This is a genomic window from Demequina litorisediminis (genome assembly GCF_030161615.1).
Taxonomy (GTDB): Bacteria; Actinomycetota; Actinomycetes; order Actinomycetales; family Demequinaceae; genus Demequina; species Demequina litorisediminis.
The window spans coordinates 47735-67374 of record NZ_BSUN01000002.1; the positions used below are offsets into that span (position 1 = coordinate 47735).

Annotated in this window: 26 protein-coding genes and 1 pseudogene; 9 read left to right on the forward strand and 18 right to left on the reverse strand. The window is 66.6% G+C overall.

What is annotated here, in order from left to right:
- Positions 1–20 precede the first annotated feature (20 nt).
- From QQK48_RS17840 to QQK48_RS17870, 8 genes and pseudogenes are all read left to right on the forward strand, one after another.
- Positions 21–1424 (forward strand): DUF6923 family protein, encoded by a 1404-nt coding sequence (locus QQK48_RS17840; protein WP_284329491.1) that lies wholly within the window; start codon positions 21–23, stop codon positions 1422–1424.
- Positions 1421–1903 (forward strand): hypothetical protein, encoded by a 483-nt coding sequence (locus tag QQK48_RS17845; protein WP_284329492.1) that lies wholly within the window; start codon positions 1421–1423, stop codon positions 1901–1903. Before QQK48_RS17840 ends, QQK48_RS17845 begins: the two co-directional genes overlap by 4 nt.
- Positions 1896–2669 (forward strand): annotated as a pseudogene (locus tag QQK48_RS17850) (DUF5979 domain-containing protein); the annotation flags it as partial. The gene QQK48_RS17845 and the pseudogene QQK48_RS17850, both read left to right, overlap by 8 nt.
- Positions 2578–3246 carry a DUF5979 domain-containing protein gene (locus QQK48_RS22415; protein ID WP_431308450.1) on the forward strand — a complete coding sequence of 223 codons (669 nt, stop codon included), beginning with the start codon at positions 2578–2580 and terminating at the stop codon, positions 3244–3246. The pseudogene QQK48_RS17850 and the gene QQK48_RS22415, both read left to right, overlap by 92 nt.
- Positions 3243–3497 (forward strand): DUF5979 domain-containing protein, encoded by a 255-nt coding sequence (locus QQK48_RS17855; RefSeq protein WP_284329494.1) that lies wholly within the window; start codon positions 3243–3245, stop codon positions 3495–3497. The genes QQK48_RS22415 and QQK48_RS17855 overlap by 4 nt, the downstream gene beginning before the upstream one ends.
- A 46-nt stretch (positions 3498–3543) precedes the next feature.
- Positions 3544–3990 (forward strand): DUF5979 domain-containing protein, encoded by a 447-nt coding sequence (locus QQK48_RS17860; protein ID WP_284329545.1) that lies wholly within the window; start codon positions 3544–3546, stop codon positions 3988–3990.
- Positions 3956–4372, forward strand: a complete 417-nt coding sequence (locus QQK48_RS17865) for a hypothetical protein (RefSeq protein ID WP_284329546.1) — start codon at positions 3956–3958, stop codon at positions 4370–4372. The genes QQK48_RS17860 and QQK48_RS17865 overlap by 35 nt, the downstream gene beginning before the upstream one ends.
- Positions 4373–4379: 7 nt before the next feature.
- The gene (locus tag QQK48_RS17870) at positions 4380–4610 is read left to right on the forward strand and encodes a hypothetical protein (protein ID WP_284329547.1); all 231 of its coding nucleotides are present in this window, start codon (positions 4380–4382) and stop codon (positions 4608–4610) included.
- A gap of 37 nt (positions 4611–4647) precedes the next feature.
- Here the strand turns inward: QQK48_RS17870 and QQK48_RS17875 are convergent, their stop codons facing one another.
- The 14 genes from QQK48_RS17875 to QQK48_RS17940 form a co-directional block, all read right to left on the reverse strand.
- On the reverse strand, positions 4648–4893 hold the full coding sequence (locus tag QQK48_RS17875; RefSeq protein ID WP_284329548.1) for a hypothetical protein: 246 nt from the start codon (positions 4891–4893) through the stop codon (positions 4648–4650).
- 888 nt (positions 4894–5781) lie between these two features.
- Positions 5782–6030: a hypothetical protein gene (locus QQK48_RS17880; protein WP_284329549.1), complete on the reverse strand. Its 249-nt coding sequence runs from the start codon at positions 6028–6030 to the stop codon at positions 5782–5784.
- Between the two features lie 27 nt (positions 6031–6057).
- A complete protein-coding gene (locus QQK48_RS17885) occupies positions 6058–6594 on the reverse strand; it encodes a hypothetical protein (protein ID WP_284329499.1) in 537 nt (178 codons plus the stop codon).
- Positions 6595–6663: 69 nt separating this feature from the next.
- A complete protein-coding gene (locus tag QQK48_RS17890) occupies positions 6664–6852 on the reverse strand; it encodes a glutaredoxin family protein (RefSeq protein WP_348523824.1) in 189 nt (62 codons plus the stop codon).
- Positions 6853–7526: 674 nt separating this feature from the next.
- Positions 7527–7868, reverse strand: a complete 342-nt coding sequence (locus QQK48_RS17895; RefSeq protein ID WP_284329500.1) for a hypothetical protein — start codon at positions 7866–7868, stop codon at positions 7527–7529.
- On the reverse strand, positions 7868–8113 hold the full coding sequence (locus tag QQK48_RS17900; protein WP_284329550.1) for a hypothetical protein: 246 nt from the start codon (positions 8111–8113) through the stop codon (positions 7868–7870). The genes QQK48_RS17895 and QQK48_RS17900 overlap by 1 nt, the downstream gene beginning before the upstream one ends.
- Before the next feature lie 113 nt (positions 8114–8226).
- Positions 8227–8496 (reverse strand): hypothetical protein, encoded by a 270-nt coding sequence (locus QQK48_RS17905; RefSeq protein WP_284329502.1) that lies wholly within the window; start codon positions 8494–8496, stop codon positions 8227–8229.
- A 104-nt stretch (positions 8497–8600) separates the two neighbouring features.
- Positions 8601–8948, reverse strand: coding sequence for a hypothetical protein (locus QQK48_RS17910; RefSeq protein WP_284329503.1), 348 nt, complete (start codon positions 8946–8948; stop codon positions 8601–8603).
- Positions 8949–9660: 712 nt separating this feature from the next.
- Positions 9661–10077, reverse strand: a complete 417-nt coding sequence (locus QQK48_RS17915) for a hypothetical protein (RefSeq protein WP_284329504.1) — start codon at positions 10075–10077, stop codon at positions 9661–9663.
- A gap of 51 nt (positions 10078–10128) precedes the next feature.
- Entirely contained in the window at positions 10129–10593 is a 465-nt protein-coding gene (locus QQK48_RS17920; RefSeq protein ID WP_284329505.1) for a hypothetical protein, read from the reverse strand.
- Between the two features lie 135 nt (positions 10594–10728).
- Entirely contained in the window at positions 10729–11763 is a 1035-nt protein-coding gene (locus QQK48_RS17925; protein WP_284329551.1) for a hypothetical protein, read from the reverse strand.
- A gap of 219 nt (positions 11764–11982) precedes the next feature.
- Entirely contained in the window at positions 11983–12231 is a 249-nt protein-coding gene (locus QQK48_RS17930; RefSeq protein ID WP_284329507.1) for a hypothetical protein, read from the reverse strand.
- Positions 12232–12485: 254 nt separating this feature from the next.
- Entirely contained in the window at positions 12486–13811 is a 1326-nt protein-coding gene (locus QQK48_RS17935; protein WP_284329508.1) for a ParB/RepB/Spo0J family partition protein, read from the reverse strand.
- A gap of 888 nt (positions 13812–14699) precedes the next feature.
- Positions 14700–15116, reverse strand: coding sequence for a hypothetical protein (locus QQK48_RS17940; protein WP_284329509.1), 417 nt, complete (start codon positions 15114–15116; stop codon positions 14700–14702).
- Positions 15117–15769: 653 nt separating this feature from the next.
- Between QQK48_RS17940 and QQK48_RS17945 the strand changes: the two genes are divergently transcribed.
- Positions 15770–16501 carry a homing endonuclease associated repeat-containing protein gene (locus tag QQK48_RS17945; RefSeq protein WP_284329552.1) on the forward strand — a complete coding sequence of 244 codons (732 nt, stop codon included), beginning with the start codon at positions 15770–15772 and terminating at the stop codon, positions 16499–16501.
- A 375-nt stretch (positions 16502–16876) separates the two neighbouring features.
- Here the strand turns inward: QQK48_RS17945 and QQK48_RS17950 are convergent, their stop codons facing one another.
- The 4 genes from QQK48_RS17950 to QQK48_RS17965 all read right to left on the reverse strand — a co-directional run bounded on the left by QQK48_RS17950 (position 16877) and on the right by QQK48_RS17965 (position 19500).
- On the reverse strand, positions 16877–17398 hold the full coding sequence (locus QQK48_RS17950; RefSeq protein ID WP_284329553.1) for a hypothetical protein: 522 nt from the start codon (positions 17396–17398) through the stop codon (positions 16877–16879).
- Between the two features lie 11 nt (positions 17399–17409).
- Entirely contained in the window at positions 17410–18324 is a 915-nt protein-coding gene (locus QQK48_RS17955; protein ID WP_284329514.1) for a hypothetical protein, read from the reverse strand.
- Entirely contained in the window at positions 18284–18889 is a 606-nt protein-coding gene (locus QQK48_RS17960) for a ParA family protein (protein ID WP_284329515.1), read from the reverse strand. The genes QQK48_RS17955 and QQK48_RS17960 overlap by 41 nt, the downstream gene beginning before the upstream one ends.
- A 209-nt stretch (positions 18890–19098) precedes the next feature.
- Positions 19099–19500 (reverse strand): single-stranded DNA-binding protein, encoded by a 402-nt coding sequence (locus QQK48_RS17965; protein ID WP_284329516.1) that lies wholly within the window; start codon positions 19498–19500, stop codon positions 19099–19101.
- Positions 19501–19640 lie beyond the last annotated feature (140 nt).

The following is a 19640-nucleotide window of genomic DNA, read 5'->3' on the forward strand; positions in this document are numbered from 1 at the left end:
CCAGGCGAGGGGGATTCACCATGCAGCACTCCGCACCTATCACCCGTCGCCATCGCTCGCGTCTTCATCGCGCGGCCGCGCTCGCTCTCGCCGCGGTCATCACCGCGGCAGGCCTTACCTCGGCCGCGACCACCCCGAGCCGCGCAGCCGATCAGGTGCCGTGGGCGTGCACGGGTGAGGGCTGGATTCTGCAGAACGGCCCGACCGAGGCTTACGCGCTCGACCTAGCCTCGGGAGTAGCCTCACGAGTCGCGACCAGCGACGAGCCATCAAACCTCAACGCGGTCGGCTACAACGAGGCTGACGGGCTGCTGTGGGGTGCGTTGCGCGAAGCGTCCCCCGTGATCGCGTCGATGGGCAGCAACGGTGTCACCAAGAGGTACGGAACTCCGATTGGCATCGGCTCGAAGTACGACGGCCCCGCATGGGTCATCGGTGACGTCGACGACGCGCAACAGTTGTGGATGCTGGGACTCGTGGACGAGGCCTACGTCGTGATGGTCGTCGACGTCGACCGCACGAGCCCAACCTTCATGCACTCCCTGGCGGACGTGTACGACGTTCCGGTTCCCGCCGGCACCTTCAACATTTCGGATTGGGCCTACGAGCCCTACACGGGCCTGGTGTGGGCTCTGGTCCGCATGGCGGACGGCACGACAACTGCAATGTCGCTCGACCCCTCGAACATCGAGCAGGGCCTCGTGGCTCGTCACGAGAACCTCGCCATGACCTACGGCACCTACGGCGCGATGTACGCCGACGGTGAAGGCAACGTCTACGGCGGTCAGAACGCGACGGGCGAGATCTGGCGGGTGAACGTCATCACTGGCGCGACCACGCTCGTGGCCACCGGCCCCACGTCTTCACAGAACGATGGCGCCCGCTGCACCGTGCCTCTCACCACTGACTTCGGTGATGCTCCCGACTCCTACGGGACAACCGTTGCCGCCGATGGTGCGCGCCACTCGATCACCGGCTACGACCCCGAGTCGTTCACTGCTGACTACACACTCGGTGACCTGGTCGACGCTGACGGCGACGACGCACTTCCCGGCATCAAGGCGGACGGCGACGACATCCACGGCGCTGCGGACGAGGACGCCCTCACCATTCCACTCGAGTATCCCGTCGACGGTTCACCGCTGACGATCGACTTCCCAGTTCAGGTGCGCGGCGATGAGCCCGCGACCGTGGCTGCGTGGTTCGACACCAACTCGAGCGGATCGTTCATCAACGACAGTGACCGCGTCACCACGACGATCAGCCACAGCGGAACGGTGTCGCTGACCCTGCCCGCCTACACTCCGCCGGCGGGGAGGACCCCACAGACACCTACCTACGTCTGCGGATCTTCGCGGGCGACATTGACGATCCTCAGCCCACAGGCGCGGTGCTGGGAGGCGAGGTCGAGGACTACCTCGTGACGCCTTCGCATGACACGGCTTCCCTTGAGGCTGCGATGCGGATCGTCGACGACGTCGAGTCAGCGGCGCCGGGCGAGACGGTGACAGTAGAGACGACTCTGACGAACACCGGGAAGGATTCGCTGTGGCACCGCTCGGCTGTCGTCGACGTCTCGGGCGCGCTCGACGACGCCACCATGGGAATGGTGGCGGCTTCACGCGGAACCGCGGACTATGACGAGAGCGCACAGCAGATCGTGTGGCGCGGCACGCTGGCGGCGGGGGAGTCAGCGACGATCCGCCACGAGCCTTGTCGTCGGCGCGAACTACGTGGGCGACCAGGATGTGACAAGCCGCGTTGCGGGTGCCGACGTCGTGAACTGCAGCGGCGAGATTGCCTCGTGCGGTGCGGCGTTCGCGGTGTCGTTTGGTTCCCTCGAGGTCGCTCACTCGTCGACGGGAGACGCGGCCGGTGCGTCATGGCTACCCGCCATGGTTGAGACAGAGGTCATGTGTGTCTCGCCCGATGCGTCGCACTCGGTGAGGCGGCCTGTGACGCTTGCCGTGGATGGAGATTGGTCGATCGCGGCTGGGCTGCCCCTGGGGTACACGTGCACCGTGGTGCCTGATGCGGGCATCGCAGGCACGTCGACGGTAACGCCGTCGACGGCAATCGTCGGGGTTGTGCCTGAGGTCGCGGTGGTGACGGACTTCGATTCTGCGGGCGTCGACGTCCGCGTTGACGTGGATGGCAATGCGGCGTCGACGGGTCGTGTACCTGCTGAGGTAGTCGTCGACGTCGTGTGCCGGCACACCGATGCCGGAGTGCTCGTCGACCAGGCGGTGACGGTGGTTCCGGGTGGGACCGGCTACGCATTCGCCGGGCTCCCGCCTGGGACTTCCTGTGAGGGAACGGTCGGGGATTACGGCCAGGACTCCACCGATCTATCCGCGGCGTCAGTCTCGCTGGACACTTCGGCGCCGGTGCAGTTGGTCGCGGTCCTGACGTATGCGCAGGGCTCGCTGACTGTCCAAAGCAGCGTTCAGGGTGAGGGTGCCGGTGAGACATGGGTGCCTGACTCGATCAAGGCGCAAGTGGTCTGCACGCACCCTGTGGATGGGGTCGTGGTCGACCAGATCCTCACGGTGCCGGCCGATGGCGCGCGCGCCGTCGATGGGATTCGCGTGGGGTCGGTGTGTGACGTCACGGGGCAAGCAGATCAGGCCGACGAGATCTCGCTCGTGGACGCGCAGACAATCACTGCCGGCGGAGCCACCGTCGAGCCTGGTGTCCGTGTACTCGGCCAACGCGCTGCGAGTGACGACGGCAGTCGTCGGCTCCGGCGCCGGCGAGGCGTGGGTGCCCGACGCCTTCACCACGTCGGTGGTGTGTTCACGCGATGGGCTTGGCGAGGTGTACTCACGAGACTTCGTCCAGGCGGCGGGTTCGACGTTCACGATCGCCGGGCTCCCGTTGGGAGCACGCTGCGCTGTCCACCAGGACGACGCCGGGGCCGATGCGCTCACCTACGGACCCAGCGAATCGGTTGAGGTTCGCGGCACGTCATCCGTGACTGTTCGGAACACGTTCAAGGCCGGAACTCTCGACGTCGCCGCTGCCGTCCGCGGCACCGCCGCGGCTGAGGCATGGGTGCCATCGCAGTTCGTCCTCGAGGCCACTTGCTCCCATCCCGACTACGGGACTTTCATCGATGGCACAGTGTCCGTGGGATCCGGCGCTGCGGCCCGGCCGCCGGCGGTCTGCCCATGGGGACTGAGTGTGAAGTCTCTGCAGTCGCCGAACCTTTGGCCGCCGCGGTGTCCCTCGACGCTCAGTCCGTGACGATCACGCGCGAGGCACCCTCGATCGTGACCGCGGCCTACACGTTCAACAAGAACACCTTGCGGGTCACACAGGGCACGTTGGGTAGTGGCGCCCGGACCGCCTGGGCGCCATCGACGTTCCCCACCACAGTGAAGTGCTCGACGGACTCGGGCCTGGTGGGAGTCAAGACGTTCACCGCGGCCGCGGGGACGTCGCATGCGGTGACGGGTCTTCCCACGGGCGCGAGCCTGCGAGATCTCGCAGCCTGACAGCGGTGCGGATGCGCTGACGTTCACTCCGGCATCGCTGCTCGAGGTGCGTGGCGACACCGGAGTGAATGTCTCGGCACGCTTCGACGCTGGCAAGGTGCGGTTGAGCGCCGCGGTGGAGGGGCCGGCGGCCGGGGCGGCGTGGGTGCCCTCCACATTCCCCGTCGACGTCATCTGCCGTTCGGATCGGTTTGGCGAGGTCCTCGACGAGACATTGACGCCAAGCGTTGCCACGGCCGCACTGTCGTCTGGGCTTCCCGTGGACACAGCCTGCGCGCTCCAGACGGGTGACTACCGTCAGGCGCGCACGGCGACGACGGCGGACGTCGTCGAGATCTCGAACACCTCCGTGGTGGACGTCGAGATCTCGAACACGTATGAGGCCGGAGAGCCTGCTGCTCGACACGACGTCTGTGGGGAACGCTCGGCTTGCCTCGTGGGCGCCGACAACCGTCGACGTGGCCGCGCAGTGCACCGCTCCGTGGGGCGATGACGTCGGCACGCTCGAGGAGACGGCGGCCGTCGACGGCGCTACTGCCGCCCTCGAAGGATTGCCCGTGGGCTCCACATGCGGCGTAGACGTGCACGGTGACGATCTGGCTCAGGTGTCCGCGTCACGGTCGACAATTGTCGTCAGCGAGCCGGCTGCAGCCGAGGTCGCGGTGGTGACGAGCGTCAAGGGCGCGGACCTCAGAATTCGTCGCGCCGTCACCGGTGACGTTACGCAAGCATGGGAACGCGAGGCCGTGACCGCGACGTGCACGGCGGCGGGCCGTGAAATCTTTGCAACCGGTTTTGACCAGGACAAGCCGATGCGGTTCCTCTTGGCGGTCGACGAGGAAGTGTCTGCGCAGCCTGCTCCCGATCGGAAGTGAATGCCTCGTGACCGACGCCTCGGGGATCACGGTCCTGGCGACGATCGGCGAGCGTGGCGGCGATGCCGACTTCGCTTCATTCATCCCGTTCGCGGACGACGAGCCGCGGGAACCCACGACACAGCGCGGGCTCGCCGCGACGGGTCCGGCTGGATGGGTTGTCAGCCTTGCGGTTGCCGGAGCGATTGCGGTCGCTGGAACGCTGCTCGCATCACGTCGACGCAACGGCAGGCTCTGAATACATCTCCAGCACCGTGTTCGTACTCCGCCAAGCCTTACGCCCCGAGGACGCGATTCCACTCCGTGCGGGCTTGGTCTGCCCTGTCCTTGTCCAGCAGCGCGAGGATTTGCAACAGCGCATCGATGCGGCCACGGGCCCACGAACGTGTGTGGAACGCGTCGCTACCGGGCTCCACCTCGGATGCGGATTCGGGCTCGGCGTCTCGGTAGACCGCGAACGTCTTAGTAAGAAGGCTCCGCCAAGTAGGCAGCGAGCCGGGATTGCTTATTGGTGCACTCATGCCCAGAGCATAGAGATAGGTATGGGCGGAGCGCTCGACATCACGAGGCTCTAGTTGGACATACCGGGCACTCTTCGCGCCGTGGTCGACAGGTGTGGACGGACTCCACTATGAATAGGGCCATGTACGCGCTTCACGGCGCCGATAAGGCGACGGCATGAGATTCCGCCCCAAGGGTAGTCGGAGAGAACCCCCTCCCCGTACGAGGGCCGGGCGCACCATCTCGCGCTGCTCCATGCCGAGACAGACCGGCAACGCGCGAACATCGTTTCCTCGGCGAGTGCCGCTCTCACTCGAGCAAGCATCTTGATTGCGGCGGCTGGCCTAACAATTAGCCAGACGAACCTGGATGCGATGCACCCTGGATGGGCGATGATCTCAATGACGCTCTCAGCCAACGCCGTGGGGTTCGGCATCGCAGCGCTGTGGCAGGGGAACCGATACGAACACACTGTCGCGGCGATGCGGCACGACATCTGGGACGCTTCGCCGGTTGAGGCCTCAGACATTGTGCTCGACCGCAAGCCTTGAATTCATGACGGCGGAGGAGTCACGCAACAACCTGCGGGCCAACTTCCTCGCTCGGCTTTGTCCTGTGGGGCACGTCTCTGGTCGCCCTTATTCTTGCCCAGACGATTTAGGTCAGACCGCACGAGGAGCAAACATGGCAGACGATAAGAAGCCGCCACAGTCGAAGCAACCACCGCCGGTACCCAAGTCATCCCGACCCCCGCGCCTTCTCCGGGAGCTCAGCAGGCAGCCTCAGCCGCCCAAGCCGCCCAAGCCGCCGAAGTCTCGGTGATCCGCGCTCGGTCGGTGCGCCGATAATAGCCGTTATGTCGGGTTCTACCAGGGAGGATGCACGAACATCGCGCTTCCAGGGTCAGCCTAGCGGCTTCCCCGGTGGCGTGCTACGTGGACGATGAGTGAGGGGATGGTGTCCTCTGGCGGGGACACCCATCCTCGCGATCGCGCGCGCTTGTCGCGGTCGTGCACCACCCACGCGACGACGTCGCGGGTGGCGGTTTCGAGGATGGCCGTGCTGCCGTTGCGCGCCGCGGCGTAATACTCCAACTGGGGAGCCCCGGTCGCTCTTAAATCGGGGTCGCCCGCTTGTTGGTGGAGATCGTCGTTCATGGTCCGTTGATTATCCGTCGGATGCTCTTACCCGCGAAGCGGCCGACGCTCGGTGTCGATCTCCCCACTCATTTGCGGGGCGTCCGCTTGGCATTCCAGTGTCGTGTCACGGGGGTCGGGGTCTGTCGTCACGCAGTAGGTGGTGACGTTCGTGCCGGCGGTTTGGCGATATCGGTCTCCCCCACGCCAGTGTCCGACTTCAAGGAGGAGGTCCGGGTACTCCTCGAGCCGGAAGGTGGTGCTGCGGTTCTCGGTCTCAGTGGAGGCTACGGTGCCGGCGAGTTCCACGTAGGTGATCTGGTCGACTCCGTCCGAGAGGTACTGCCAGGCGCCTACCGTCCAGGCGCTCACGGTCAACGCCAGAAGCAGCAGCGCGGTCGTGGCGCCCCAAGAGCGCGACCGGCGAGACGTCTGTGGTGCGCGTCGACCTCCAGGTTGGGTAGGCGTGAAGTACCAGTACGCGAAGGCAAAGAGCCCGGTCAAGGGAACGGTGAGCCACAGGGCGTCTTCGGGTCCGACCGTGGCCTGGGAGGTGATGGTGACGAGTTCCGCGCTGTAGGTCATCGCTCCTGCTCTCCGCGGGTAGCGAGGGCCTTGATCTTGTCGGGGTTGTGGCCCGACCAGTGGTCGACCTCACCGGAGATCTCGACGACAACAACGGGCGCCTCGGCGTGGCCCAGGCTCGTTCTTGACGAATGATGCGGCCTTGGCGTCGTCGCGGACGTCCACCTCAGCGAACGGGAGGCTTGCCTCCTTGAGCGCTCGCTTGGTCATGTGGCACCGCAGGCACGTGGGTCCTGTCGAGTAGACGGTGATCTTCATGGTGGTGTCCTTTCTCGCGGTGGGGGGATGCGCTTTGTGGTGTTGAGCGCTGGTCAATCCCCGCATCCGGCGATAGGGGACCAGATGCGCCGCGGAGGGCGAAGTGCAACCCGTAGGGCCGTCGACGGAGGAAGGTTGCGAGCGGAGCGAAGCAACCTCGCCGGACGAGACGGCCGCACCGCAGGTGCGGTTGCGCGCAGCCCGGAGGGCGCAAGAATGGTCCCTCGCCGGATGCGAGGTCGACCAATTCAGGGCCGCGCTAGCGGCCAGCGTTTGTGCCGGCGGATGCCGGCACCAGGCCGCCCAGGCGGCCGCCGCCGTTGCTCTCCCCCACGGGTCCAGGTTGTGCCCGGTCGACGTGGGCCAGGCGTGAGCAGCGCAGGCTGCATGCACGTTCTGGCTGTGTCGTGCGGGGTGCAACCGGGCGGTTGGGTCCTGCTGTCCATCCTGGGTGCGCGCGAAGGCCCGGCCCCAGCCGGAGCGCGTGCACAGGTGGTCAGGGGGCACTCATGGTGCTACTCCCCACCCTCGGGCCGGCTCCGTCCGGCCCTGCTCGCACTTGTGCGAGCTCGTGACCGCCGGCGCTCGATGCGCCTGCGCGGTCACGACCCGCCCACACCCCGTGTGGGCTGTGGGCGTCTGGCTCGACGCCAGACACCCACACCCGCCCGTCGCTAGTAGCCTTCATCAACCTCGAGTTCTTGGATGCGCTGCGCGTTGGCTCTTGCAGCGCGCGCGGCCCATCCCCAAGCGAACACGACGGCCGCGGTGAACACGAGGCGGTTCGCGAGTCCGGGGACACCTGCGATCCAGTTCGAGGCGCACACCAGCGTCATGCCTGCGACGGCCAGCGCGAAGCCGACGCTTACGGCTCGGAGCGATTGGATGCGCTTTGCTCTGTCGCGGAGCACGTCGTCGACGTGTGAGCGCGGGTTCTTGGCGAGGATGACGACGCCGGCGACGACGGTCGCCCATCCGACCATGAGCACGGCGTTGGCGAGGAAAGAGTCAAACATCAGGCGTGTGCGGCGAGGTACTCATCGATGGCGTCGCGCACGATGTCGCTCTTCTTTCGGCCGGGGCCGACGAGGCGGGCAAGTGCGCGGTCTTGTGCGTCGGTGACGGCGACGTTGACGCGGGGGCTGCGCTGGCCGGGCTTGTTGGTGGCGCGGTCCAGGCGCGGCCGTCCGGCCGATCGCTCGATGGCTTCGACGTCGACGCCGGCGGATTCGAGCAGAGCCTCGGCCGTGAGCGGCGGCATCGGCGCCGGTGAGTGTGCCGCGGGACTGACCCCACTTGGTGGGGTCAGCGGCGAACGCGTCGAGGGCGGCGTCGCGGTCGGTGGTGTCGCTCATGGCGGGGTTCCTTCCTCTTCTACTTCTGCGTGTACCCGACGGCTCGGGCGGTGACTGCCCGAAGCGGCATGACGTGGAACACCAGGACGGTGCGTGGCGGGGTGGTCGTGACCAGTACCTCGAGTGTTCCGAACCTGCTGGGGCCGATGTAGAGCGTGGGGGCTCCCTGGCCGGGGATGCGCGGTTCTCCGAACTCGGTCTCGACGTGATCGGCGTGGAGCATGGCCCACTGCGCTTCCTCGCGGGGGATGCCGTGCTTGTCGGCGCTAGCGGTCCACTCGATTCCCATATGAATATTGTCTCACACAATATGGATTGTGTCCACCAATATTAGCCTGCGTTTCGGGAAAAGGAAAGGCCCCGCTGGCTGGTGCCAGCGAGGCCCGGTGCGGGTCAGCGGGGGCAAGACTCGCACTTCATGGGCGCCCCGATCTCCTCGTGCCAGTCGCGGCGGTCGACCGTCAGGACGGGGCGCCAGTGGTTGAGGGGCGTGGGCCATTCGTTGGCGCGGGGGTCGTGCTTGACGGCGGTCCGGCCGTAGTGGCCAAGGTGCTCGAAGCACACGATGCGACCGCTGTGTTCGCACCAGAACAGCGGCGTCTCGCTGGTGGTGGTGAGGCCGAGTCCGGCGACGCATTCGGGCTGGTGGGGGTCGGCGACGTGCTCGCCGCAGTGGCGGCATTCGTTGTTCTCGTCGTAGAGGTTGACGGGGCTCGCGGCGGCAAAGGTGTGGTTGGGCATGGTGGTGTCCTTTCTCGCGGTGGGGGGATGCGCTTTGTGGTGTTGAGCGCTGGTCAATCCCCGCATCCGGCGATAGGGGACCAGATGCGCCGCGGAGGGCGAAGTGCAACCCGTAGGGCCGTCGACGGAGGAAGGTTGCGAGCGGAGCGAAGCAACCTCGCCGGACGAGACGGCCGCACCGCAGGTGCGGTTGCGCGCAGCCCGGAGGGCGCAAGAATGGTCCCTCGCCGGATGCGAGGTCGACCAATTCAGGGCCGCGCTAGCGGCCAGCGTTTGTGCCGGCGGATGCCGGCACCAGGCCGCCTCGGCGGCCGCCGCCGTTGCTCTCCCCCACGGGTCCAGGTTGTGCCCGGTCGACGTGGGCCAGGCGTGAGCAGCGCAGGCTGCATGCACGTTCTGGCTGTGTCGTGCGGGGTGCAACCGGGCGGTTGGGTCCTGCTGTCCATCCTGGGTGCGCGCGAAGGCCCGGCCCCAGCCGGAGCGCGTGCACAGGTGGTCAGGGGGCACTCATGGTGCTACTCCCCCACCCTCGGGCCGGCTCCGTCCGGCCCTGCTCGCACTTGTGCGAGCTCGTGACCGCCGGCGCTCGATGCGCCTGCGCGGTCACGACCCGCCCACACCCCGTGTGGGCTGTGGGCGTCTGGCTCGACGCCAGACACCCACACCCGCCCGACCGGCGGCCCGGCCACTGGTGGGTGGCCGGGCGCTTGGGTTACAGGCTGTCGATGTGGTCGAGGTCGCGTGTCGCGAGGCTGTAGCGCTGGGTGTAGGTGTGTGCTCGCATTCGCAGGGCTTCGATCATCCATGCGAGGTGGTCGGCGCTGAGGTGGCTTGCGTGGGCCAGGGGGTCGAGTTTTTCGCTTTCTCCGAGGTCGAGGGCGCGGGCCACGGCGCATGCCGAGGTGGCGATGACGTGGTGAGGGCACTCGATTTCGTCGACGATCATTCCGTAGGCGTCGCGGTCGCTCTCGCCTGTGTCGATGAGGTAGACGCGGTGGGCGTCGGGGCACATGCTCAGGGCGTGGGCGATGAGAGCACCTGCCGCCGTGGCGAGTTCGTGGCGCTTGGCGTCGCCTACGGCGGTGGCGGCCTCGTAGAGTGCTTCGGTTCGTTCTTGGGTGGTGAGCATTTGGGGTTCCTTTCGGGGCGGCGGGCCACTGTGTGGCCCGCCGCGCGGGGTTTAGGAGCGGCGGCCGCGTGCGGAGACGATGCGCTTGGGGCCGAGTGCCTGGTATCCCTCGTCGGTGAGTTCCCAGGGGGCTTCGTCGTAGCCGGGAAGTTCGCGGATGCTGGCGGCTTCGATGACGTTGAGGTAGGTCGCGGCGAGCGTGGTGTCCCAGCCGTCGATTTCGCATGCCTGGTAGCGGTAGCAGGCGATGAGGGACAGAATCACGACGGGGGGCAGCACGTCGGTGTCGAGCATGCGGAACGTGTAGGCGGGCGGGTTGACGGCGTCGCGGTAGCGGTGGTTTACGGATGCGTGAACGGCGTCGGTGAGGGCTTGGCCGATGAGGTCGGCGTTTGCGTGGCGCACGTCGAGCGCGATGCCGCCGTGGTGGACATAGAGAGGCCCGTGGGTGCGGTTCTTCACGCCCGCGGTCACGAGGGCGTCGATGTGGGTCTTAGCGACGATGAAGGCGCTCATGGGTGGTTCCTTTCTCACCCGGTGCGGCCCGCGCGCGGTGTGCGTGACGGTTGGTCACCGCATCGGCTGATAGGGGACCAGATGCCCTCGGAGCGCGAAAGCAGCAACCCCGAAGGGGCCAACCGGGAGGAAGGTTCACCAGGGAGCGCAGCGACCGCAGGGAACCTCGCCGGACCGGTCAGGCCGGCAGCGCAGGCGACGGTTGTGCGCAGCGCGCAGAGGGCAAGAATGGTCCCTCAGCCGATGCTTGAACACCCCACACTGTCGCGGCCGCGCAGCGGACGCGTCGACGAGCGCGCAGCGCTCCCCCACCCGCCTGTCGGGTGGGCCACCAGCCGCAGGCTGGTGCACGCGTGAGGGATCGTCACCCGAAGGGCCAAGACCCGCCCATCCGAAGCGCCGTGCGCGCACGGATGGAGCCAGCGGGGCTTGGGTCGCGAAGCGACTAGAGCCCGACCCCGCCAGGGGCACGCCCACCAGGTCCTCGCTGTCTCCTTCTTCGTCGTCGTCCAGGTCGTCGAAGTTGGGCTCTTCGTGCCGGTCGAGAACGATCTCCTTCACGACTTCTGGGTCGCCAAAATTCATCAGGGTCATGCCGAGGAAGTCCTCATGCGAGGGAAGGAAAACGTGGTCGATCACTTCGGCGAGGTAGGGAATGCCTGGCGTGTCGTGTTCGTAAAAGGCTCGCCGCGACAGGGCTGAAATGTGGCGTGTGATGGGGTACACCAGGTCGTAGAGCGCGAGAGTGGTCGCCGTCGAACCTTTCAGATACGAGCCTCGAACACCGTCGAGCCAGCCTGAAAGTATCGACTGAATCTCGTCGTCCTCGCTCGTGTAGATCACGTTCGGCACCTGGTCGTAGATCCAGATCATGAACTCGTCAGGTCTGCTCAAGGCTGGCGCGCGGTCGCAAAGCGCAGTCCATTGGGTGTGGGGGTCGGGTTTGACTTCACCGCTGGCGAGCGTGTCCATATAGGCGTAGCGCCCTCCCCCACCCGCATATGCGGTCAGGAACTCGACGGCGTCGCCGTGAAAGGTGCCGGGGTCAATGGACGGCCACTGGTCGCCGTTGCCAGCGGCGAGGTCGCGGACGGCTGCGTACAGCCTGCGCGACGCCGTGGTTGTAGCCCCTAACGGGCCGAAACTCGCCGTCGCGAAGTCGCCCGTCAAGGAGGATCGCGACTTTCCCTAGTCGCTCGAAGCCTGATGTAAAGGTGTGGAGGCCAAGGTTGAGGGGGCTTTGACGTCCGAAACGCTCCCTATCCAAATGTCCGCCTTCGTGGGTGCTTGCGCGAGGTGGCGCAGCCCGGTGATGGTGAGTTCGGTCGCGAGCCTGAGTCTCGGCGAGCAGCGGGTCCCAGACGAGGGAGGAGGAGCCGGTCATGGTCGCTATCGCCGTTCGTCGAGGGCCGTGAAGTAATGGTTCTCGGCCGCGTCATTAATGGGGGCGAGTTGGTCAAGTTCCCATGCGCGCCCCTTTGGGGCGCCGCCTGTAGACACGTCGGTCTTGATGGCTTCGCGGACGGCGTGCGTGACGCCTCGGATGAGGCGTGCGCGCTCGTCGAAGGGCAGGCCGGCAGCGGTGCGGCGGACGTCGGAGATGATGCGGTCCACGTCGGGTGACTGGTGAATAGCCATGAGTTGAACCTAGAGGTTAGATGCGTTCACCAACAGGCGTCGCGCACAGAAAGGCGTGCGGCTTTCGCGGTTAGAGGTGGCAGTCGAAGTCGACGTCGTCGACGGTCGCGCCGCGAGGCGCGTTGGCCGGGGCCGGCTCGATGCCGGTCTGGTCAAGTTGCGCGCTGTGGTGGGTCATGCGCGCAAGGTACCCACGCGGCCCGAGTCGTTTGCCGGGGTCGCGGGCCGGGTGTTCCGGCCCGCGACCGTGGTGGCTAGTCGGTGGTGTAGGTCTGGGTGGCGGTGTGGTCGCCGTTGTTGTGGGTGGTGACGTAGTGGGCTTCGGGCGGGGTGAGGGTGTAGCCGAGGTCTGCCAGGAGCGTGAGGTGTGCGGCGAAGCCGGTGCGGTTCTCGCGCCACACGGTCTTGGACACGCGGTCCTCGTGGCGGGCGATGGTGGCCAGGAGGTGGGTCCGCAGGGTCGCTCCGTCGTTGACGGTGGCCTTGGCGTGGGCTTCTGCGCCGGGCCATGCGCCGTTCTTGACGGCGGCGACGATGCGGACGGCTTCGCGCACGTGCTCTTCGCTGTAGGGGGTGGCGATGTTGAGGGCCAGGAGCGTGGGGATGTGCTTCTTGGGGATGGTGGTGCGGGGGTGAAGCGACTCGGTGAGCCAGGCGCGACGGACACCGTTGGCGGTGTCCCATGCCTTGTTGTTGGCGATCACGCGGCGTCGCTCGGCCTTGTCGTCCTCAGACACCTCGACGGTCTCGGCCTTGGGGTCGTGGGCGCGAGTCTTGGTGCACCAGTGCTGGACGACGGCCTCGCCGTCGTTGGTGACGGTGGGGTAGATGCCGTAGCAGGGCTGGCCGTGGTGCTGGGCGATTTCCTCGTCGGACTTGAGGTGCTTGGACTTACCGTCCCAGCCGGAGGGCCGTTCGGTGATGATGGTCACGCCGGTGTCGGCGGCGATCTTCTCGGCCTGGGCGACGGCTTCGGCCTTCGCGATTGCCTCGCGGGCCTTCCTGAGCACCCAGTCGGGGTTCTGGCCGTCCTCGACCGCGGCGAGGGTGGTGGCGTACAGGTCGGCGTCCTTGGATTCGAGGTCGGCAAGGGCGAGGGCCTGATCGAGCGAGATTTCTCCGGCATGGAGGTAGGCGCGGGTGTCCTCGGGTGCGGCGTGGGCGGCGGCGAGGTTCTTGATGGTGTCGCGCTTGGCGCCGAGTCCCTTGGCGATCGCGGCGGCGGTTGCGCCGGTGTCGAGCATGCCCTGGATGCCGCGTGCGAGTTCGGCATCGGTGAAGCCTGCACGCTGGGTGTTCTCGTGGACCATTGCGGCCGCGATGGTGGCGGCGTCCGCGTCGGGCACGATGTTGACGAGGATTTCGGTAAGCCCGGCGTCGGTGGCGGAGGCGTGGCGGCGGTGTCCGGCGATGATGGTGTAGCCGCCTTCGGGGTCGGGGGTGACGACGAGGGGCTGGATGATTCCGCGGTCCTTGATGGATGCGGTGAGGGTGTCGCGGTTGCCGAGGTCGTAGCGCGGGTTTGCGGGGTTCGGGTGAACCTCGTTGAGCGCGACGGTGGCAAGCGTCATGGCGTGCATGGGTGGTTCCTTTCTCACCCGGTGCGGCCCGCGCGCGGTGTGCGTGACGGTTGGTCACCGCATCGGCTGATAGGGGACCAGATGCCCTCGGAGCGCGAAAGCAGCAACCCCGAAGGGGCCCACCGGGAGGAAGATTCACGGCCGAGCGCAGCGAGGGAAAGGGAATCTCGCCGGACCGGTCAGGCCGGCAGCGCAGGCGACGGTTGTGCGCAGCGCGCAGAGGGCAAGAATGGTCCCTCAGCCGATGCTTGAACACCCCACACTGTCGCGGCCGCGCAGCGGACGCGTCCACGAGCGCGCAGCGCTCCCCCACCAGGCTTGTCTGGTGGGCCACCAGCCGCAGGCTGGGGTATGCGTGAGGGATCGTGACCCGAAGGGCCAAGACCCGCCCATCCGAAGCGCCGCGCGCGCACGGATGGAAACAGCGGGGCTTGGGTCGCAAAGCGACTAGAGCCCGACCCGAAGGGGCACGCCCACCAGGTCGGGCTCTAGCCACGGCACTCCATCCTGGTGAACTTCAAAGACAGAACGTATTGGCAGGCACTGACCGTGATGATGGCCAGAAGACCCGGGGATGCCGTTGGACGCCCGCAGGGCGTCCGGTCGGCGGGAGGGTGACTGCGCGACCGCTTGCGGTCGCTCCTTTGGTAGCGCGCTCGCCGGCTAGCGCCGGCGGCGCGGGGGTGGGTTGGGGCGTGTGCCCCCTGCCCTCTTGTGGACGGCCTGAGCCACGCAAGGGGCTCCACCCGCCCACAAGTGGACAGCGGGACTCTGGGTGACGGTTGTACCCCGCCGACACACACCGGCTCGCAAGCAGCGGCTGCGCGGCGGTGCCACGTCGACCGGGCACAACCTCTCTGCCGGAGGGCGGGGGGAACGCCGGGGTCGCTACTTCTCGATAGTCGACGCGCCGTCGTTCACAAGGAACTCGCCGATGACAGTCTTCCCGTCCTCGTCATACAGCGGGATCGAGAACACTTTGTCCGCCACGTCGTTGGCACGCGCAGCATCCTCAGGGCTGGACACCTTTACAGGCTCGAGGTCTGCTGATTTGACGAACCCGAGGGTTCCGTCTTCACCCCAGGCCTGAATGAACTCGGGCTCCTTCTCGTCGAGGATGACTTCTCCGAGCCGGGTGTCGTCGTTGCTGACAGTGGGCTGGTGAGTTTCAGCGACAGGAGCCGCGCCAGGCGGCGCAGAGGTACCTAGACCTGAGACGCCAAGTGCAACGCCGATTCCCACTCCACCGACGAGGCCGACCCCGGCGATGAGAATCATTTGAGGAGAGAGCGAGATGTGTCGCATTTTCATCACCTTCACCAAATCACAATCGGGCTTCGGGCCGATTGGTGTGAACGATAGTCACCGCTGTAGTACGCGTACCCAAAGCCGGACCCGCGGTACTCTCCCGACCCACAATCCTTCGCCACGGTTCGCGAAATGATTGTGACGCTCTGTGTTGTAAGGACCCGGCTCGCCGAGCCACAAAGGGCGTTGCCGCGCCAGAGGCGAGCCGACGCCCCCTGCCACCCCGCGGGAGCCGTAGGCGACGACGACACGGTGAGTCCGCCTGATGGCTTCGTGCCATTGCTGTTAGCGGAAGGTCGGGCCTTGTAGTCGTATGCGCCGACGTTCCACACCGTTTCCCAGGCCCCGTACACCACGGCCGCGGTTGCCGCAGTGCCTGTCATGCCGACGAGAATTCCCGCCATGACCGAAATGGCGGCCACTCTCAATTTGGCCGAGTTCGCCGGCTTGGCCGTTTGTGTCATCATGTCCCCCCAGATTGGACTAGATCCCCAACACATGCGCGATGCCCCTTTGCACGCATTTGCAACCTAAGCCCGCACATTCGTGCTGTCAATAGATGCCACACACTCCGCGGTGGCAGCGTTGCCGGACGGTACTTGGTTGGGGGCAGGCGTGGCCCGTCGACATCGTCGTGTCGTCCCGCCACCATGAGGGCCATGCTGACGTTCCAGTACACCGATCGGGATGCTCGCTCGAGATCTCTTGATGCGCTGGCGCGCGCTTGTCGCGTGCTGGAAGCGCAGCCGGGGATCACCATGAAGGCTCTCGCCCGGCATGCGAGGACCGACGTCGAGACGCTGGCGAGGGTGTTGGGTCCGGATTTGGTGGCGTTTGCTCGTCACAGCGCGCACACACCCGCGCCTGAGCGGCGCAAGACACGGGCGTGGACTGACGCGCAGGCGCGTGAAGCGCTGCGTAAGGCGGCGGTGGTTCTTGATGGTGATGTGCGTGAGGCCCGCTATCGAAATCTCGCGACGCGGCCGGGTGCCTCTGCCCCGTCGAGCCAGACGATCATTCGACGTTTCGGCTCATGGAATGCCGCGCTCGAGTCCGCGGGAGTGGGCACTGTGCAGCCTCTACGTAGGCATGACAAGTGGACGCTGGAGTTGTGCGCCGATGTGGTGGCGGAGTTCATCGCTGAGACGGGGTCGACGTCGGGCTCGCAGTATCGGGAGTGGGCTGCGGGGCGCGAGGATTGTCCCTCTGTCGCGACGATCGAGAAGGTGGGGTTGTGGCACGAGGTTGTGAACCGGGCTTTGCCGATGCTCGTGGTGCCTGATCTGCACGCGCAGTATGTGGCACGGTTGCGGGCCGAGCATGCGAGCCGGAGGCGTGCGATCTCGAGTCGTTCGTGGCGGACGGCGCGGAGAAAGGCCTGAGGCCGCCGGAGCCAGAAAGGAATTGGTGTCGGCGGCCTCAGGTGAGTGACCGGTGTGGTGGCGACCAAACCACCATGCCGGCACGGTGCCCTGTGCGGGAGTCGAACCCGCGGCGTCAGGAAAGGGGGCTAACCCGACGCGCCGGCTCCTGGGGGGAGCCTCAGGGCTTGCGATCATCTTGCACGATCGGCGTAGGTGTTGCCAGAGCGGCGTAGCGCGTCCGCGGGCGTGCCATTTGAGAAGTCTGGGGCGGCGCCGGTCATGGGCAGGCGGGCGTGGTCGTGGGCGTGAGACTTGACCTCATCGCCGAGTTCATTCCACCGGTCCCGTCCGACGAGCACGACGTCGCACGTGGCACCGCGGGCGGCCACGAAACTACGCGCTGCCTCGAGGTAGTTGTCGCGGTAGGCGAGAAGGTCCGCTTCCCACAGGCTCGGCCATGCGGGTCAGCGCCCGGTAGGCCGCGTTGGTCTGCTCCTCGGTGGCGTTCTCGTCAAACGTCACGGCCTCGAGCTCGTCGACCTGCTCGGAGTAGAGGTCAGTAAGCCCGAAGATCTCAAACTCCTCTTCCTCGTCGAATGCGATCTGGACTGGCTCGGTGCGGTACGGCAGGAGGGTGCCGGGCTCGGCGCCCGCGGTGGAGTTCACGATGTTGCGCACGTAGTCGGCTTCCCACGAGCCGGAGCGTCCTGCAAGCAGGTCCTCCACTCCCCCGATGTTCGCGGCCACCGTCGTCAAGACGTGGCACGCGATCTCGGCGAAGTCGACGGGCTCGACCTTCTCGTGCTCGGTGCCTGCGCCCCTGACACGGGTCTGACGGGCCGCGGCCGTGAGCGCGGTGATCGCCGCTTCCACGGGATTGGCGGACTCCGTGGGGCCGCTATCGGTGTTGACCATACGTGTGGCTCCTAGGTGCGGTCGACGTGCTTTGCGAGCACCGTAGCGGCGAGGGCTGACCTCGACGGGGCGCCGACCTTGTCGGCGATCGCGTCGAGGTAGTCGCGCTGCGCAACGGTGAGGCGGAACTGACGCTGGATGCCGGAGCCGGATCGCTTGACCTTGACAGCCCGGGGCATCTGTCCAGGGACGAGGCTCGGCGCGGTCGTACCTGCGAAGTGCTCGGTGAGGCTCTCGACGTCGACGGCGTCGAATGCTTCCACCAGGAGGTCGGCGTAGGTCGTGTCGCGTTCCTTGCGGATCGCGGTCAGCCGCTCGAGGAGGTCGGGCTCGAGGTAGATACCGACGTTCACGATCGTCTCGTTGTCGACGCTCTGGGAGACGGGTGTGGCCGCCTTCTTGGGTGTTGTAGCGGGCTTAGCCTGCTTGGGCTCGGCGCTCGGCTTCACGGGCACCGGTTCCGACGGTGCGGGTGTGGCTGCATCCGCCGGCTGAGGGGCCTTGGGCGTCAGGAGACCCGAGAGAGCCTGGCCGCGGTCCTTGCCTGAGAATGCGCCTTCGAGGCTGGCACGCTGGGGGGCTTGGCGTTCGGGGCTCATGCGGGGATCTCCTTGCTTTCGAGGCTCAGCGATGCGCTTGAGCAGTTCGCGGGTGAAGTCTTGGTAGTCGTTGGCGAGGCTGGTGGCGTTGCTGACGAACAGTCCTTCGCCGGGCTTCTCGCCTGCGCGCAGCGCTGCGAGGCGTGCGCTGCGGTCCTCCGAGACGGCGTCCTCGAGTTCGTGGACGAGACGGCCGTGACGGCGGGCGTCGACGGCCGCGGATTCGAGGTGCCGGATAGGCGTGTCGAAGATGGGAGCGGCGGCACCAACGACCTGGGCGATGGTGTCACGCACTGATCGCTCGAGGCGGCGGGAGCGTGATCCCATGCCGAACAGCAGCACTCCGGCGAGGCTCAAGGTCGGGGTTGGTGTCGCGTGCGGCAATGAACCGCTCAGCGACTCGCTCGAGGCCGTCAATGCTGGCGTCGTCCGACCTGGTCGGGATGACCACCGCGGCGGCACAGCCGAACGCGGCCTCGACGAGCATCTTCTCCCCCGGCGGGGTGTCGATCAGGATGAGGTCGTAGTTACCCGCGATGGACGCGAGCGACTGGTTGAGGTTCTTGGACAGACCCGGCTCGCCGCGCATCGCGCGGGACATTGCCATGGCGGTGAGGTCGGCGATGTCTGGCCCGCCGGGGACCACGTCAAGCCCTCCACGCACGTCCTTAACGATCGGTGGCGTGGCCCCGGCCATGAGTGCCATCAGGAGGTCGTTGCCACTCCCCCGCTCCATGCCGAGGTCGCGAGCCACGTTGCCCTGGGGATCCAGGTCCACGAGCAGAACCCTCAGCCCGGACGCCGCGGCGAGGCCCGCCACGTTGCAGGCAACGGACGTCTTACCGACGCCACCCTTGCCCTGAGCAACAACCACACTGCGTGCAATAGCCATAACCATTCCTCCTGTGTGAAACCACACTAGTAGCCGTATGTGAGAGCGTGCGTTGCGCCACGCCCTGTCTAACGTTTACTACCGTACCATAGTTCACACGTTACGCCATGCCATAACGCTAGCCATACGTCATAGATGGGGAAACGTAGAGCCGAACGTGTGGCGTCACGTCGGTCTGCCTATGTGGATGCACCTGTGGCGTCACGCGTTCACACGGGCGTGACGTCATAGGTGTCATGATCCACGAGTTCGTCTCGGCCGGCGCCGAACATGGCTGGCCCGATGGCGAGGTTGTGTCCCGCGGCGGTGGCGTGGAGGCGGTGCCGCGTGCGCTGTGTCCCGGAGGCGGGGGAGGGGCTGCCCACTGAGCCAAAGACCAACAGGGGCTCTCCAACGCGCACGGACTGTGCAAGGTGGAACGCGAGGCTGTCGTAGGCGTTGACGGTGAACCACTCGGCTGGTGCAGGCGTCCATCCGTCGTCGCTAGCGTTCTTGATGCGGGGTGTCACGACGAGGTCGAAGGTCACGGTGTCGTCGTCGAGGACGGGCGCGGTGGCGACCCAGCCCATGATTGGGAAGGTTCCCTCGGTGGGGACGGTGAAGGTGTTCATTGTGGTGGAATCCGTTCCATGAAGTGCCGTTGGCATCCGTGCCGTGGCGAAAGATTGTGCACTTTCACGGTAGGGATCGGGGTGTTACGGGTGTTAACCGGTGTGACATGACTCGCAGGCGATTCCAGGGCAAATCAGAC

Excerpts from the sequence above, each read along its gene's own strand:
- QQK48_RS17965 (WP_284329516.1), bottom strand. The coding sequence starts at position 19,500 with ATGAACACCTTCACCGTCCCCACCGAGGGAACCTTCCCAATCATGGGC.
- QQK48_RS17920 (WP_284329505.1), bottom strand. The coding sequence starts at position 10,593 with ATGAGCGCCTTCATCGTCGCTAAGACCCACATCGACGCCCTCGTGACC.
- QQK48_RS22415 (WP_431308450.1), top strand. The coding sequence starts at position 2,578 with ATGGGATTCGCGTGGGGTCGGTGTGTGACGTCACGGGGCAAGCAGATC.
- QQK48_RS17910 (WP_284329503.1), bottom strand. The coding sequence starts at position 8,948 with ATGCCCAACCACACCTTTGCCGCCGCGAGCCCCGTCAACCTCTACGAC.
- QQK48_RS17905 (WP_284329502.1), bottom strand. The coding sequence starts at position 8,496 with ATGGGAATCGAGTGGACCGCTAGCGCCGACAAGCACGGCATCCCCCGC.
- QQK48_RS17895 (WP_284329500.1), bottom strand. The coding sequence starts at position 7,868 with ATGTTTGACTCTTTCCTCGCCAACGCCGTGCTCATGGTCGGATGGGCG.
- QQK48_RS17900 (WP_284329550.1), bottom strand. The coding sequence starts at position 8,113 with ATGCCGCCGCTCACGGCCGAGGCTCTGCTCGAATCCGCCGGCGTCGAC.
- QQK48_RS17890 (WP_348523824.1), bottom strand. The coding sequence starts at position 6,852 with ATGAAGATCACCGTCTACTCGACAGGACCCACGTGCCTGCGGTGCCAC.
- QQK48_RS17950 (WP_284329553.1), bottom strand. The coding sequence starts at position 17,398 with ATGGTCAACACCGATAGCGGCCCCACGGAGTCCGCCAATCCCGTGGAA.
- QQK48_RS17840 (WP_284329491.1), top strand. The coding sequence starts at position 21 with ATGCAGCACTCCGCACCTATCACCCGTCGCCATCGCTCGCGTCTTCAT.
- QQK48_RS17915 (WP_284329504.1), bottom strand. The coding sequence starts at position 10,077 with ATGCTCACCACCCAAGAACGAACCGAAGCACTCTACGAGGCCGCCACC.
- QQK48_RS17935 (WP_284329508.1), bottom strand. The coding sequence starts at position 13,811 with ATGCACGCCATGACGCTTGCCACCGTCGCGCTCAACGAGGTTCACCCG.
- QQK48_RS17940 (WP_284329509.1), bottom strand. The coding sequence starts at position 15,116 with ATGCGACACATCTCGCTCTCTCCTCAAATGATTCTCATCGCCGGGGTC.
- QQK48_RS17880 (WP_284329549.1), bottom strand. The coding sequence starts at position 6,030 with ATGAACGACGATCTCCACCAACAAGCGGGCGACCCCGATTTAAGAGCG.
- QQK48_RS17875 (WP_284329548.1), bottom strand. The coding sequence starts at position 4,893 with ATGAGTGCACCAATAAGCAATCCCGGCTCGCTGCCTACTTGGCGGAGC.
- QQK48_RS17955 (WP_284329514.1), bottom strand. The coding sequence starts at position 18,324 with ATGGGATCACGCTCCCGCCGCCTCGAGCGATCAGTGCGTGACACCATC.
- QQK48_RS17960 (WP_284329515.1), bottom strand. The coding sequence starts at position 18,889 with ATGGCTATTGCACGCAGTGTGGTTGTTGCTCAGGGCAAGGGTGGCGTC.
- QQK48_RS17945 (WP_284329552.1), top strand. The coding sequence starts at position 15,770 with ATGAGGGCCATGCTGACGTTCCAGTACACCGATCGGGATGCTCGCTCG.
- QQK48_RS17885 (WP_284329499.1), bottom strand. The coding sequence starts at position 6,594 with ATGACCTACAGCGCGGAACTCGTCACCATCACCTCCCAGGCCACGGTC.
- QQK48_RS17930 (WP_284329507.1), bottom strand. The coding sequence starts at position 12,231 with ATGGCTATTCACCAGTCACCCGACGTGGACCGCATCATCTCCGACGTC.